General features: G+C 42.3%; 10 protein-coding genes. 6 read left to right on the top strand and 4 right to left on the bottom strand.

Translation table 11 applies throughout. The annotated features are described in order from the left end of the window. The first annotated feature begins 18 nt into the window (after nt 1-18). A complete protein-coding gene (locus IQ13_RS02135; RefSeq protein WP_144884032.1) occupies nt 19-2,463 on the top strand; it encodes a TonB-dependent receptor in 2,445 nt (814 codons plus the stop codon). Between the two features lie 201 nt (nt 2,464-2,664). On the opposite strand, the gene IQ13_RS02130 is transcribed toward IQ13_RS02135, so the two are convergent. The 3 genes from IQ13_RS02130 to IQ13_RS02120 all read right to left on the bottom strand — a co-directional run bounded on the left by IQ13_RS02130 (nt 2,665) and on the right by IQ13_RS02120 (nt 5,288). Further along, a complete protein-coding gene (locus IQ13_RS02130) occupies nt 2,665-3,543 on the bottom strand; it encodes a DMT family transporter (protein WP_144884030.1) in 879 nt (292 codons plus the stop codon). A 49-nt stretch (nt 3,544-3,592) separates the two neighbouring features. Continuing rightward, the gene (locus tag IQ13_RS02125) at nt 3,593-4,390 is read right to left on the bottom strand and encodes a polyprenol monophosphomannose synthase (RefSeq protein ID WP_199758151.1); all 798 of its coding nucleotides are present in this window, start codon (nt 4,388-4,390) and stop codon (nt 3,593-3,595) included. A 70-nt stretch (nt 4,391-4,460) separates the two neighbouring features. Then, on the bottom strand, nt 4,461-5,288 hold the full coding sequence (locus IQ13_RS02120) for a 3'-5' exonuclease (protein WP_242009457.1): 828 nt from the start codon (nt 5,286-5,288) through the stop codon (nt 4,461-4,463). A 278-nt stretch (nt 5,289-5,566) separates the two neighbouring features. Here IQ13_RS02120 and ytxJ point away from each other — a divergent pair, with 278 nt between their 5' ends. Then, entirely contained in the window at nt 5,567-5,896 is a 330-nt protein-coding gene (ytxJ, locus tag IQ13_RS02115) for a bacillithiol system redox-active protein YtxJ (protein WP_144884028.1), read from the top strand. 65 nt (nt 5,897-5,961) lie between these two features. Here ytxJ and ppdK read toward each other — a convergent pair whose 3' ends face one another. Beyond that, nucleotides 5,962-8,718, bottom strand: a complete 2,757-nt coding sequence (ppdK, locus tag IQ13_RS02110) for a pyruvate, phosphate dikinase (protein WP_144884026.1) — start codon at nt 8,716-8,718, stop codon at nt 5,962-5,964. 337 nt (nt 8,719-9,055) lie between these two features. Between ppdK and IQ13_RS02105 the strand changes: the two genes are divergently transcribed. The 4 genes from IQ13_RS02105 to IQ13_RS02090 all read left to right on the top strand — a co-directional run bounded on the left by IQ13_RS02105 (nt 9,056) and on the right by IQ13_RS02090 (nt 14,674). Next, nucleotides 9,056-9,598, top strand: coding sequence for a nuclear transport factor 2 family protein (locus tag IQ13_RS02105; protein ID WP_144884024.1), 543 nt, complete (start codon nt 9,056-9,058; stop codon nt 9,596-9,598). 135 nt (nt 9,599-9,733) lie between these two features. After that, nucleotides 9,734-10,816 carry an amidohydrolase family protein gene (locus IQ13_RS02100; protein WP_144884022.1) on the top strand — a complete coding sequence of 361 codons (1,083 nt, stop codon included), beginning with the start codon at nt 9,734-9,736 and terminating at the stop codon, nt 10,814-10,816. 26 nt (nt 10,817-10,842) lie between these two features. After that, nucleotides 10,843-11,184, top strand: coding sequence for a cupin domain-containing protein (locus IQ13_RS02095; protein ID WP_144884020.1), 342 nt, complete (start codon nt 10,843-10,845; stop codon nt 11,182-11,184). A gap of 349 nt (nt 11,185-11,533) precedes the next feature. Next, nucleotides 11,534-14,674 carry a SusC/RagA family TonB-linked outer membrane protein gene (locus IQ13_RS02090; RefSeq protein ID WP_144884017.1) on the top strand — a complete coding sequence of 1,047 codons (3,141 nt, stop codon included), beginning with the start codon at nt 11,534-11,536 and terminating at the stop codon, nt 14,672-14,674. Nucleotides 14,675-14,693: the final 19 nt, after the last annotated feature.

The following is a 14,693-nucleotide window of genomic DNA, read 5'->3' as shown; positions in this document are numbered from 1 at the left end:
AAGTGGAATTAATAATTTATGAATAAGATCATCCTATCACTCGTTTTCATTTTTGCTTCTTTTTCGTTGTTCGCACAAAACAAAGCTGTAATTACCGGTACGGTTATTAACAAAATAACCCAATTGCCGGTTGATGGCGTTTCGGTAACAGTAGAAAAAACAGAAGCCGGTACGGTTACCGATTCGTCGGGTCGCTTCCGCATCAGTAATATCGATCCCAAATCCTACAATATCGTCTTCTCGAAAGTAGGTTATAAAACATTTACGCTTTACAATGTTGTATTAACCACCGGTAACGAAATCAGTGTACAGGTGGAAATGGAGGAAGACATCAAGACCATTGGCGAAATAACGGTTACGGGCAGGCGCACAGCAAAAGTGGCTACGCTGGAAACACCGTTGAGTGTACAACGTTTAACGACTGAGGAAATTAAAGCCAACCCTGGCGGTAACTTCGACATCAGCCGTGTAATTAATACCTTACCCGGCGTGGGCGGGACGGCCGGAAGTGTAGGCGGTTTCCGGAACGACATCATCATCCGTGGTGGTGGTCCAGGTGAAAATGTATTTTATTTAGATGGGATAGAAATTCCGGTGATCAATCACTTTGCTACGCAAGGTGCAGGTGGCGGGCCAACCGGTATTCTCAACGTAAGTTTTATTGAAGATGTAAAACTGAGTTCTTCGGCTTTTGATGCCCGTTATGATAATGCGTTAAGCAGTGTGTTTGAGTTTAAACAGAAACGTGGTAACAGCAACCGTGTACAGGGTAATGTGCGTTTAAGTGCAACCGAACTGGCCGCTACACTTGAAGGACCGCTGAGCAACAACAAGAAGACGACTTTTCTTGCGAGCGCCAGAAGAAGTTATCTGCAGTTTTTGTTCCAGGCGTTAGACTTACCTATTCGTCCAAACTACTGGGATTTCCAATACAAGGTTACACACCAGTTCGACAAAAAGACCACCTTAACATTGCTCGGTGTTGGTGCTATTGATGAGTTTAGTTTTTCTGCACCATCAGAAGCAACGCCAGAGAAATTATATATCCTGAACAGCAATCCGAACATCAACCAATGGAACTATACCGTTGGGGCTACATTGCGTCGCACTATTAAAAACGGATACTGGAATCTGGCACTCAGCCGCAATGCATTCAACAATAACATTACACGATTCGAAGACAATCTCAATCCTGTTGCTGCAGAACAATCGCTGGATGTAACATCCAACGAAACAGAAAACAAATTGCGTTTCGATGTAAACCAGACAAAGAATGGCTGGAAGATCAGTTATGGTGCAGTGGTACAAAATCCACAGTTCAGCAACGAAGGTTTTGCACGTGTGCGTGCAGCCATCAGAGATACCTTGGGTAACCTGGTGCAGCCTGAGATCAAAGCCAACTTCAACACCTCGAACAACTTTGTAAAGCTGGGTGCATTTGCACAGGTAGGCAAACGTTTCTTTGCCGATCGCCTGGGTGTAAACTTCGGCGTGCGTATGGATGGTAATACGTTTACCGATGAAGGAATGAACCTGTTCCAGACTTTCAGTCCACGTGTTGGCTTGAGTTATGTACTCGGTGATAAATGGAATCTCAATGCTAGTGTTGGACGCTATTACAAACTGTCGCCTTATACCATTCTTGGTTTCAAAGACAATAACAACAACTATGTAAACCGTGATGCAGGTTATCAACGCAGCGATCATTATGTAATTGGCCTGGAATTTTTACCCAAGAATACTACACGCTTTACGGTGGAAGCATTCTACAAAGCGTACGGCAATATGCCGGTGAGTGTGCGTGATGGAATTAACCTTGCCAACAAAGGCGGCGACTTCAACATACTCGGTAATGAAGATGTTGTAACAACAGGCAAAGGACGTACATATGGGGTTGAGTTTTTTGCACAACAAAAACTCACCAATCGTTTTTACGGTGTGTTCAGTTATACTTTATTTGTAAGCCAGTTTACCGGCAGTGATAACAAGTATGTGGCGAGTGCATGGGACAACCGTCACCTGTTGAGTGTAACCTGGGGTTACAAATTTCCACGCAACTGGGAGCTTGGGTTGAAATTCCGTTACCAGGGCGGTGCACCGTTTACACCCTTTAACGAAGGTGCCAGTCGTTTAAATTATCTGAGCATTGGTGAAGGTGTGCTTGATTACAATCGTTTAAATCAAAACCGTCTTACTGCGTTTCATGCAAGTGATGTACGTATTGATAAGAAATGGAATTTTAAACGCCTGACATTGGATGTGTTTTTAGACGTTACGAATTGGTATGTGGCGAAGAGTCCGGCGTTTCCACAATACACGTTTCAACGCACACCCGATAACAGCGGTTTTGCAACAACAAACGGCAGACCCATTGCAGCTGATGGCAGCAACGCCATTCCGGTTATTCTCCAAAACAACGATCCGAGTGTAACACCAACAATTGGATTTATATTAGAATTCTAATTTGAAAGTACGAGGTGCGAAGTTGGAAGTATAAGTCCGGCTTCGCACTTTTTTTGGTCGCAGAGAAAGAAGATGCATAGAGCAGTTTATACAACGTCTTCGCTAAACTCTGCGTGAACTCCATTTCCTCTTGTTCTCTGCGGTTAAGGCTAAACTTTTATATTGAAGCCACCCGCCACCCATAACCTTTAACTCATAACTCTATTTAGTTACCCTCCGCTCCCTCCAAACTCTTACCGTTTGAATAACCACACTCGCAACAATCAGCAGTATTCCCCACACAAACCCATCGCCCAATTCTTTTTCTTCGTGGTAAATGAGAAACGCAAGCGCAATACCATACACCGGTTCGAGATTGTACGTAAGATTAGCGGTGAAAGGCGATATCTTCTTCAATGCATTCACCGATAGCTGCACCGCCAGCACGGTGCAAAACAAAGCCAGCATCAGCAGCCAGAACCAATCGTTCAATGAGGGCAAATGTTTTGTTGCAGGTGAGAATTGCAAATAGAATGGTAATACTAAACTCAGCAACAACCAACCGCCGCTTAACTCGTAAAGAGTTAAAGCCGAAACGGGTACATGCTGAATCAAACGTTTATTGTAAATCGGAAATAAAGCAGAAAGAAATGCTGCTGCAACACCCAACAGAATACCTGTTTTGTATTGCACATCAAAATGAAAAATAAGATAAATGCCGAGCAACACCAATAAGCCCAGCAATACTTCTGTCAAATCTATTCTACGTTTCAATATCAACGGTTCGAGAAAAGCAGTGAACGAACCCGTTGCCGCAAAACAAACCAGGGCAATGGATACGTTGGCATATTTTACGCTGCCGTAAAAAAATACCCAATGCAGCGCAATCAATGCACCAATGCCAATACAACGCAGCAGGTATTTTTTTTCTATACGGATCGATTGTTTGCGCAACAGCATCAGCAACAACAACAAAACAGCCGAGAGCAGCATCCGGTACCATACCAGCCAGCCTTCGTTCAGTTCAATTAAACGACCCAGCACTCCGGTGAAACCGGCCAGGAAAACAGCAGCATGTAATTGCAAAAAAGCGTTACGCATCGTTGCTCAAAGAAAGCCAAAAAAGAAATAAGAGGTGGAAAATAAAAAATCAGGAATTGCTTTCTGCCATTACCTTTTCTGATGTGAAGTTGGCAATATTTTCACCTTTGCTTTTCATACGTGCATGATAGTCTTTAAACAAACTTTGCCAGCGGAGTTTTAATACACCAAGGATGCCTTCTTTTACAATACCCTTGTTCATTTTACTGACGCCGAACTTACGGTCGACGAATGTAATGGGTACTTCGGCAATTTTGAATTTCAGTTTCCAGGCAGCAAACTTCATTTCAATCTGGAATGCATAACCAACGAATGTAATACCATCAAGGTTCATGGCTTCCAGTGTTTGGCGGCGGTAACAAACAAAACCTGCCGTAGGGTCCATTACCGGCATCCAGGTAATGATGCGTGTATAAAGTGATGCGCCTTTTGATAAGAAAATGCGATTACGTGGCCAGTTGGCAACAGCTCCACCTTTTGTGTAGCGACTACCCACAGCTAAATCAGCGCCCTTGTCTCTGCAGGCTTCAACCAAACGTGAAAGATCAGCAGGGTTATGACTGAAATCGGCATCCATTTCGCAAATAAAATTGTAGCCTTTAGCAATCGCCCATTTAAAGCCATGAATATAGGCTGTACCTAAGCCCAGTTTACCTGTACGTTCTTCAATAAATAATTTACCGGGAAAAACAGTCTGCAATTGCTTTACAATCTGTGCTGTACCATCGGGAGAACCATCATCAATGACCAACACATGAAAGTTGTTGTGTAATGTAAACACAGCACGGATAATGTTTTCAATATTATCCTTTTCGTTATACGTTGGTATGATTACTAGATTTTCCACTTGAATGTTGCAGTGCAAGTTAGGTTTTTTCAAAAACAGTCGTTGTTACTTCTTTACCCTTTCTTGCCGTTTAGTTCTTTTTTAACAGCGTACGGTTTAAAATTTCAGTAAGCTTTTGTTTGGTATGCAGCGGAAAATCACCCTTCATCATCCAATCGTAATACTGTGGTTCCTGCTTTAATACCAACGTTACCGGCTTTCCTTTATGTTTTCCGAAATTGAATACTTCGACGCCATTTTCCATTACAAACCTGCGTGCAAAATCAACAATCTGGTCTTCGCCGGTGAACTTCACAATTGCCTCTACATTGGCACCCATCTGCGGATAACGCTTTACCTGCGCTTCCAGTACTTCGTAGGTAGCCAGTGCATCTACTTCTGCACTGTGTGCACCATCAAGGTTCTTATCGCAATAAAATTTATAGGCTGCACTAAGTGTACGCTGCTCCATCATGTGAAACACCCGCTGCACGTCGAGCAGATGACGGTCGTTTAATTCAATATCCAGTCCTGCACGCAGAAATTCTTCTACCAATAACGGAATATCGAAACGGTTGGAATTATAACCTGCCAGATCGCAGTTATTGATGAACATTTTTATTTCGTTGGCGGCCTGCTTAAAGGTCGGTGCATCTTTTACCATTTCGTTGCTGATGCCATGTACTTCCGTAGCTCCGGGAGGAATGGGCATTTCAGGATTGATGAGCTTACGTTTTACCATACGGCTTCCATCGGGCGAAACTTTTACAACGGCAATTTCCACAATACGGTCGCTGCTGATATTTACTCCGGTTGTTTCAAGGTCGATGATGGCTAAAGGCCGTTTAAGCTGCAGGTTCATTTCGTTATTAGCAGGTTGATTTGTACTGTCGAATCCGAGGGGAATTTGTTGGCTCATGCGCAAAAATAACTAAAACAAAGGCATCCATTTATACTGAAATAGGTGTGAACTCCGTTATTCTTCAGGAAATACTGAAATTTCCATTAATCTTTACTAATTTTACGGAACCAAAATCCGTTTATTATGAAAAAAATATTATTCTCCGCTCTTGTAATTGCTCTCGCAGCATTCGTATTTACCTCTTGCGCAAGCAGTAAGCGTGGCTATGGTTGCCCTACCAGCCAAAGCAATAAACCTTTCAGAGCTTAAACTGTTAGTACAAACAAAAACTTTGCATGAACTGGACTCCGTTATGTTCCACTGATGAATTGGAACAACTTATTCATTTAAGTACACAACAACCACAGGTTATTTTCAAACACAGTACCCGTTGCAGCATCAGCTCGGTGGCTAAAAGCAGATTAGAAAAAGCCGGAGCACCGGATAATGCCAACTTTCATTACCTGGATCTGTTAAGCTATCGCCCGCTTTCCAATGCTATTGCCGAAAAATTTGCAGTGGAGCACGAATCGCCGCAAATACTCATCATTAAAGATGGCAAATGCGTGTATTACGAAAGCCATATGGGTATTGATATGGATGAAATAAAAGATCAGCTCAACTAAAAGAATTTATACAAACAGTAAAGGCCACCAAACGGTGGCCTTTTACTTTCAATCACAATCAAACACTATTTTTTTCGTGGAAACTCCAGCGCTGCATGTGCTGCTGCAAGTCGTGCAATGGGCACACGGAATGGAGAACAGCTCACATAGTTCATTCCAATTTTATGGCAGAACACCACGCTGTCAGGATCGCCACCATGCTCGCCGCAGATACCGATCTTGAGATTGGGTTTGGTTACACGTCCACGTTCTACACCAATCTTGATCAACTCGCCCACGCCACTCTGATCGATGGTTTGGAACGGATCGTAAGGCAGCAGTTTCAGATCGAGATACTTGGGTAAGAAACCACCAATATCATCACGACTAAAACCAAAGCTCATCTGTGTAAGATCGTTTGTACCGAAGCTGAAGAAGTCGGCTTCCATTGCCAAGCTGTTTGCTTTCAACGCAGCACGTGGTATTTCAATCATCGTTCCATACAGATATGGAATTTTCTTCACCTTCATTTTTAAGCAGGTTTCTTTGTACACCTGTTCAACAATGGCTTTCTGGTGACGCAACTCGTGCTTACCACACACTACCGGAATCATAATTTCGGGTAATGCTTTTTTGCCCTTGCGAATGAGTTCAACCGTTGCTTCAAAAATGGCCCGTATCTGCATCTCTGTAATCTCCGGATAACTGATACCCAACCGCACACCACGGTGACCAAGCATCGGGTTATTTTCATGCAATGCCAATACACGACGCTTCAACACACTCATACGAATGCCGAGTTCTTTACTCAACTCCTGCAGCTTTTCGGTGTCGTGTGGTACAAACTCATGCAGTGGCGGATCGAGCAGGCGAATAGTAACCGGATGTCCGTTCATAACAGCCAATGTATCCTTCACATCTTTCTTCACATACACGAAGAGGGCGTTCAACGCTTCTCTTCTTTCTTTTTCAGTTTTACTCACGATCATTTTGCGCAGCAGGAACAAAGGTTCTTCACTTCCCTCGCCATAGAACATATGTTCAGTACGGAACAAACCAATACCTTCTGCTCCAAACTTCGATGCAACTGCAGCATCGCCGGGAGTTTCAGCATTTGCACGCACACCGATCTGTTTGGTTTTATCTACCAGTTTCATCAAATCTTTATACGATTGGTTTTTCTCAATATCAATATCCACTAATGGCATGCTGCCTTCATACACCAAACCTTTGGTACCATTTAAACTGATCCAATCGCCTTCTTTTATGATTACACCATTTTTCGCATGAAATGTTTTTGTGTTGGCATGAATTTCAATATCGCCACAACCAACAATACAGCATTTACCCCAGCCACGTGCAACGAGTGCAGCGTGTGAGGTCATGCCACCTTTTGTTGTAAGAATCGCCTGTGCTTTGTGCATACCATCCACATCTTCTGGTGATGTTTCTTCACGCACCAAAATCACCTTCTCTCCTTTTGCAGCCCATTCAACCGCATCTTCCGATGTAAATACTGCACGGCCTTTAGCACCACCGGGACCAGCAGGCAAACCTTTGGCAATAACCGGTTGTGTTATTTCTGCTTTGGGATCAAGCATGGGCAATAACAGTTCAACCAACTGATTAGGGCTAACACGAAGTATCGCTGTCCTTGCATCAATTTGTTTTGCTTTATACATTTCTGTTGCCATACGCACAGCAGCCACACCATTGCGTTTACCTACACGGCATTGCAACATGTAGAGTTTTCCTTTTTCGATGGTAAACTCAATATCCTGCATGTCTTTGTAATGCTTCTCTAATTTTTGTTGATAGCCGTACAACTCTTTATACAATGCAGGCATTAATTTCTCCAGGGTATCATAGTGTTCACTCTGTGCATTCTTCGAATACTCATTAACAGGTGCGGGTGTGCGGATACCTGCCACCACATCTTCTCCTTGCGCATTAACGAGGTATTCACCATAAAATTTAGCTTCACCATTGCCGGGGTTACGTGTAAAGGCAACACCGGTGCAACTGTCGTCGCCCATATTACCAAACACCATGGCCTGTACGTTTACAGCAGTGCCCCATTCGTCAGGAATTTTTTCAATGCGACGATATTCAATGGCACGCTTGCCCATCCAACTGCTGAACACTGCACCAATACTGCCCCATAATTGTTCGTATGGATCTTCAGGGAAAGGTTTGCCCAATACTTTTACAACTGTTGCTTTAAAATCTTTCACCAATGCTTTTAATTCATCAACGGTAAGATCGGTATCGGATTGATAGCCTTTTTTATGTTTGATTTTTTCCAGTTTTTCATCGAGCACCTTGCGAATGCCTTTGCCACCTTTTGGTTCAATACCGCCAGCTTTTTCCATCACCACATCTGCATACATCATAATTAAACGGCGGTAGGCATCATACGCAAAACGGGCATCGCCGCTTTGTGCAATAATTCCTTTAATCGTTTCTTCATTTAAACCCACATTCAATACTGTTTCCATCATGCCGGGCATACTTTTACGTGCACCAGAACGTACCGATACCAGCAATGGATTTTTCACATCGCCAAACTTTTTACCCATCAGCTTTTCCATTTGCGTCATCGCATCTTTTACCTGCTGATTCAATACTTTCGGATATGCTTTTTTATTGGCATAATACCAGGTACATACTTCTGTTGAAACGGTGAAACCGGGCGGTACAGGTAAGCGTAGTTTTGGATGGCCTGCCATTTCGGCCAGGTTTGCACCTTTACCACCTAATAAATTTTTCATTGATTCGTTGCCATCGGCCTTGCCTCCCCCAAAGGAATACACATACTTGACAGGCTTTTTAACTGTTGCCATAATGTTGAATTTTGTTTTGAAAGCACATGGGCGGTAAGAAAACGGCAATCGCTGATGTGCTTGTGAATGTGTTGAAATACAGAAGTAAAAGTAGATGCACCGAAAAGGGCAAAGAATGATTATCCGCAAGAAAAAAACTTACCACCGTCAGCAAGCGGTTCAGCATTTCTGCTTATACCAAACGAGGAATCAGGTATTTGGATTTTGAATTTTTGATTTTGGATTTTCGTTTCTATTGACAATGCCATTTTAATTACATAGCTTACTTCTTCCTTCCGCACAATGTGAATACTTCGGCAACCTCCACCTTGATTTTTCACATTTAAATCATTTACACATGAAACAATTCATTCTTGTAATCATGAGCGTTTTGCTGTTTGCAGCATGCAACAATCCCAAACCTGAAGAAAATAAAGAAACAACTGCGGACACATCCTTATCTAAACCGCAACCCGCAGAATTTGCAGATGCGAAATACATGCAGATCGGGAAAAGCGGGCTGGATCATTTAGCAGCCGGCAATGTAGATGCATGGATGGAATCCTTTGCCGACAATGCTGTTTACCAATGGAACACAGGCGATAGTTTGGCTGGTAAAAAAGCAATTATGGATTACTGGAAAGACAGAAGAGCGAACGTTATTGATTCGCTCAGCTTTAGTAATGTTATCTGGTTACCGGTAAAAGTAAATCAGCCGCAAAGTACAGAAGCGCCCGGCACCTGGCTGCTTGGCTGGTACAGAGTGGATGCCAAATATAAAACCGGAAAACGCATGACGCAATGGATGCACATGGCACAACATTTTGATGCAAATGATAAAGTTGACCGCATCATTCATTACATGGACAAAGCTTCGGTAATGGAAGCAACAAAAAAATAAATCACTCAACTTATCAGGTACAAAATCCGGGAATTTGGTTCCCGGATTTTTCTTTTATACCCGTTAAAAAATGACAAACGGAAACAATTATCGTTGATTCCTGCTTTTCTTTGAAACATAAAACAATCAACCGCCATGCACAAACGCTTACTTGCTTATTCGTTGCTGCTTACTGTTACTGCAACTGCTCAACAGAAAATTGATTTCGAAAGTTACAATCCGCCATCAACATTGGTGGTGCCGCAACATCCGGTAACGAAAGCAAAGTTTCCGTTTATTGATGTACACAATCACCAGTTTCAAATGCCTTCGATGAATTTGAATACACTCACTTTTGAAATGGATAAACTCAACATGCGTGTAATGGTGAATTTAAGTGGCGGCAGTGGCGATCAATTAAAAAAAGCGGTGGACAATGCAAAGCAAAATAAGCCGGGACGTTTTATTGTATTCGCCAATGTAGATTTTAAAGGTGTGGGCGAACCTGGCTGGGGCGAAAAAGCAGCTAAGCAACTGGAAGAAGATGTAAAGAATGGAGCCAACGGTTTAAAGATTTACAAGAGTCTTGGTTTTAGTGTAAAAGATATTAACGGCAACCGTGTACCTGTTGATGATGAACGACTTGATGCAGTATGGCAGAAAGCAGGCGAGTTAAAAATTCCGGTGATCATTCATACAGCCGATCCAAAATCGTTTTGGGATCCTTTAGACAACAGCAACGAACGCTGGCTCGAACTCATCATTAATCCCAACCGTAAGCGAGGTAACGATAATCCTGTACCATGGGAAACACTCATCAACGAACAACACAATCTGTTTAAGAAACATAAGAACACCACCTTTATTGCTGCGCATTTTGGCTGGTACCCCAACGATCTGCAAAAGCTCAGCACAATCCTCGATGCCATGCCGAACGTGGTGGTAGAGTTTGGTGCAGTAATCGCTGAACTTGGCCGTCAACCGAAAGCTGCAAAAGCGTTCTTCACCAAATACCAGGATCGCATCCTGTTTGGAAAAGATAGTTGGGTTCCTTCGGAATATGCTACTTACTTCCGTGTACTGGAAACGGAAGATGAATATTTTCCTTATCACAAAAAATACCATGCCTTCTGGGCCCTGTATGGCATGGGCCTACCCGACTCTATTTTAAAGAAAGTGTATTACAAAAACGCTTTGCGCATTATTCCCAACATCGATAAAAGCGGATGGCCGGAATAACGCAACGAGATCGCTATTTTTGCCGCATGCAACAGCAACCCGGTTTTATTGGAGACAGTCAATTTGAATGGCAAACTGCCGGCGAAGGTATACGCAGAAAAATAATGGCGTATGATCCTTCGCTGATGCTGGTGAAAGTAGCTTTTGAGCAAGGCGCTGTTGGCACTTTGCACAAGCATGTGCATGTACAGATAACCCATATTGAAAGCGGTGTGTTTGAAGTGGAGATCGCCGGCGAAAAGAAATTATTGAAAGCCGGTGATGGCTTTCATGTTGCATCAAATGTAGAACACGGCGTTGTTTGTTTGGAAAAAGGTGTGTTGATTGATGTGTTTAGTCCCATGCGGGAGGATTTTTTAGCACATTAGTCAACCTTAACCAATTAAAAATTGTTATTAGTTCGTTTATCAAGTATAAAGAGTTACCGAACAGTCGCTTTTCAATCAATTCCCGATAAGCATCGATGCAATAAAATTACTAAAAAAAAGAGCCCTATGCAGCATTTACGGTGTGACTTCCCTCTATCAAAAACATCAACTAAATATTTTATCGTTTTTCAGGTAAAACCCGATAATTTCGAAGCTTAGATGTATCAATTAAAGATTGTAAAACCGTAATAAAAGCCTTAATGAAATTAAGCAGACTAAGCACCTGTTTATTTTTTTGCAATACCTATCAAATCCACCTGCTTTTATTCATTTCTAAACCAAAACAAGTATGAGAAAACTGCTTACAGTAGTTGTGCTCTTAGTGTACTCCTTATGCATTAAAGCGCAAGAAAGGTCTGTTTCAGGAAAAATTACAGACGAAAAAGATGGTACGCCGCTGTCTGGCGTGTCGGTAGTTGTAAAAGGCACCACAATTGGTACCACTACGGCGACAGATGGCTCTTTTAAACTCAGTGTCCCGGCCAGTGCCAAAATCATTATTTTTTCGCTATTGGACTACGAAACACAGGAAGTATCCATTGGCAATCGCTCCACAATTAACGTCATAATGACTTCATCTTCCAAGGCCCTTGAAGAAGTTGTAGTTGTGGCTTACGGTACGCAAAAGAAAGAATCAATTACCGGTTCTGTTTCAAAAATCGGGGCAGAACAGCTCGAATCAAGGCTCACTACGAATATTTCGCAAGCGCTTGCAGGTGCTGCGCCAGGTATTGCCGCCACATCGGGCAACGGTCAGCCAGGAAGTTCTGCTGCACTGCGTATCAGAGGATTTGGCTCTGTGAATGCCAGCTCTGCTCCATTGTACGTGGTAGATGGATTTCCTTATGGCGGCGCAATTGGTGACCTGAACACAAATGACATTGAAAGTATATCATTACTGAAAGATGCATCATCTACTGCCTTGTATGGTGCCCGTGCTGCAAATGGGGTTGTATTGATTACAACTAAAAAAGGAAAAGCAGGTACGCCTAAAGTAAACTTATTTGTTAATACCGGCTTTTCTGAAAGAGGTATTGCAGAATATGACCGTGTGGGTACGTTTGATTATTATCCACTTATGTGGCAGGCTATGAAACATGGCTTGATGTTTCCTACTACAGGTACCGGTCAAACAGAAGCTGTTGCTGCACAAAATGCAACCAATGGTATTGCTGCCCAGTTAATTTACAATCCATTTAATGTACCGAATAATCAACTTGTAGACGTAAATGGCGTTATGAACCCGAACGCTAAACTTCTTTATAATGACTTTGACTGGTATGGTCCTATTGAAAGAAACGGTATGCGTAACGAGGTTGGTTTTAATTTATCTTCTAAAGCCAACAAATCCGATTACTTCTTTTCGTTAAACTATCTTAACGATCAGGGATTCGTTCTGAAATCGGACTACCAGCGTATCAACGCCCGCCTTGCGTTGAATTCACAGGTTAAAGAATGGTTGAAGACCGGTGTTAACTTAACTACAGTTTTGGTAACGTCTAATCAGGCGGCGGGTGATGGATCAAATACATTCATCAACCCATTCGTATTTGCAAGAGGTATGGGCCCCATTTATCCTGTACGTGCATGGGATGCATCAGGCAATGCCATTCTTGATGCTTTTGGTAACCAATACTACGATTACGGTATCCATCCAGGTTCTATTAACCGACCATCTGGTGCATCTCCGGGCCGCCATATCATTTACGAAACCATGTTAAACCAAAACATTCAAAAACGTAACAGCATTATTGCCAGAACTTATCTTGAAACAAAGTTCCTGCAGTATTTCACGTTTACAGTTAATGCAGGTATTGATCTTAACAACTCAAAAAGCCAAACGTTTCAAAACCGTATTGTGGGTGATGGCGTAACTGCAGGTGGAACATCAGGTCGTACTTCCAACGAATTCAGAACAGTTTCATTCAACCAGGTTTTAAACTACAATCAAAAATTTGGCTTGCATAATGTATCGGCTTTAGTAGGTCATGAATCGCAAAAAAATAACAACGAGTTTTTCAGCGGTTCCAGAAGAGGTATGAACCTGGATGGAAATATCGAACTCACCAACTTTGTAACACTTGCAGGTGTTGATGGCTCTTTCGATCGTTTAAGAAGAGAAGGTTACCTGTCGAGCGTTAAATACAATTACGATAACAGGTATTACTTAGACATTTCTTACCGCAGAGATGCATCTTCACGTTTTTCACCACAAAGCCGTTGGGGTAATTTTTATTCAGCCGGTCTTTCCTGGTCTGTTATGCGTGAAAAATTCATGTCGAACGTGAACTGGGTGAACGATTTAAAACTGAGAGCTTCTTACGGTACAGTAGGTAACGACGAGCTTGATACTTATTACCAATACCAGGCATTATTTGGCTTAGGATGGAATAACGCCAGCGAACCGGGAGCACTATTGGCGACTGTTTCTACACCTGAATTAACATGGGAAGTAAACAAAACTTTTAACGTAGGGTTGGAGTTTGGTGTGTTAAAAAATCGCATATCAGGTTCGATTGAATACTTCGACCGTGGTTCATCTAAACTGTTATTTGAAGTGCCACAAGGTTTATCTTCTGCAGTAACTGTTAAGAATGAAAACATTGGTACAATGTGGAACAGAGGTATTGAAGCGCAATTGAATTTTGATGTAGTAAGAACAAAAAATGTAAAATGGGATGTACAGTTGAACGTTACCAGCCTTAAAAACAGAATCACAAAGCTCCCGGCAACTACGCCTACAATTGTAAGTGGAACCAAACGTTTAGAAGCAGGAAAAGACATCTTTGCATTCTATTTAAGAAAATGGTATGGTGTTGATCCCACAGATGGCGCCGGATTGTTTTATGCGACCCCTGGAATTACCACTGGTTACCGTGTAACTGCAAAAGGCGACACTGTTACAACGAATCCTACCAACGCAGCTTTTGGCTATGCAGGTACTGCTATCCCCAAGTTCTTTGGTTCGGTACAAAGTACAGTAACAGTGAAAGACTTCTCACTCTCCTTCTTGCTTAACTACCAGGTTGGTGGCAAGTTTTACGATGGCAACTATGCTGGCTTATTAGCAGCAACATATGGCAGGGCTTTACATACCGACGTTTTACGTTCATGGAAGAAACCAGGTGACATTACTGATATGCCCCGTTTCGACATTAACAACTCGGGACAGTTCAACTCACAGTCAGACAGATTTTTGATTGATGCCTCTTATATCAACTTCCGTAACGTTACACTTTCTTACAAACTACCAAAAACAGTTGTAGGTAAAATTGGTTTCGATCAGGCGAAAGTGTATGTAGGTGGTGAAAACCTCTTGATTGTATCAAAGCGCAAAGGAATGAATCCGGCTGAAAGTTTTAATGGAACAAACAGTCCGGTTTATGTACCTAACAGATTATGGAACGTGGGTATTAATGTTACATTCTAATGTTTATTTCTGTCATTCT

This window comes from Lacibacter cauensis, assembly GCF_007830055.1.
GTDB lineage: Bacteria > Bacteroidota > Bacteroidia > Chitinophagales > Chitinophagaceae > Lacibacter > Lacibacter cauensis.
This window is presented reverse-complemented; position numbering and strand designations above follow the sequence as displayed.

Coding starts and splice junctions, on each gene's coding strand:
- ppdK (WP_144884026.1), bottom strand. CDS start 8,718: ATGGCAACAGTTAAAAAGCCTGTCAAGTATGTGTATTCCTTTGGGGGA.
- IQ13_RS02095 (WP_144884020.1), top strand. CDS start 10,843: ATGCAACAGCAACCCGGTTTTATTGGAGACAGTCAATTTGAATGGCAA.
- IQ13_RS02130 (WP_144884030.1), bottom strand. CDS start 3,543: ATGCGTAACGCTTTTTTGCAATTACATGCTGCTGTTTTCCTGGCCGGT.
- IQ13_RS02135 (WP_144884032.1), top strand. CDS start 19: ATGAATAAGATCATCCTATCACTCGTTTTCATTTTTGCTTCTTTTTCG.
- ytxJ (WP_144884028.1), top strand. CDS start 5,567: ATGAACTGGACTCCGTTATGTTCCACTGATGAATTGGAACAACTTATT.
- IQ13_RS02105 (WP_144884024.1), top strand. CDS start 9,056: ATGAAACAATTCATTCTTGTAATCATGAGCGTTTTGCTGTTTGCAGCA.
- IQ13_RS02090 (WP_144884017.1), top strand. CDS start 11,534: ATGAGAAAACTGCTTACAGTAGTTGTGCTCTTAGTGTACTCCTTATGC.
- IQ13_RS02120 (WP_242009457.1), bottom strand. CDS start 5,288: ATGAGCCAACAAATTCCCCTCGGATTCGACAGTACAAATCAACCTGCT.
- IQ13_RS02100 (WP_144884022.1), top strand. CDS start 9,734: ATGCACAAACGCTTACTTGCTTATTCGTTGCTGCTTACTGTTACTGCA.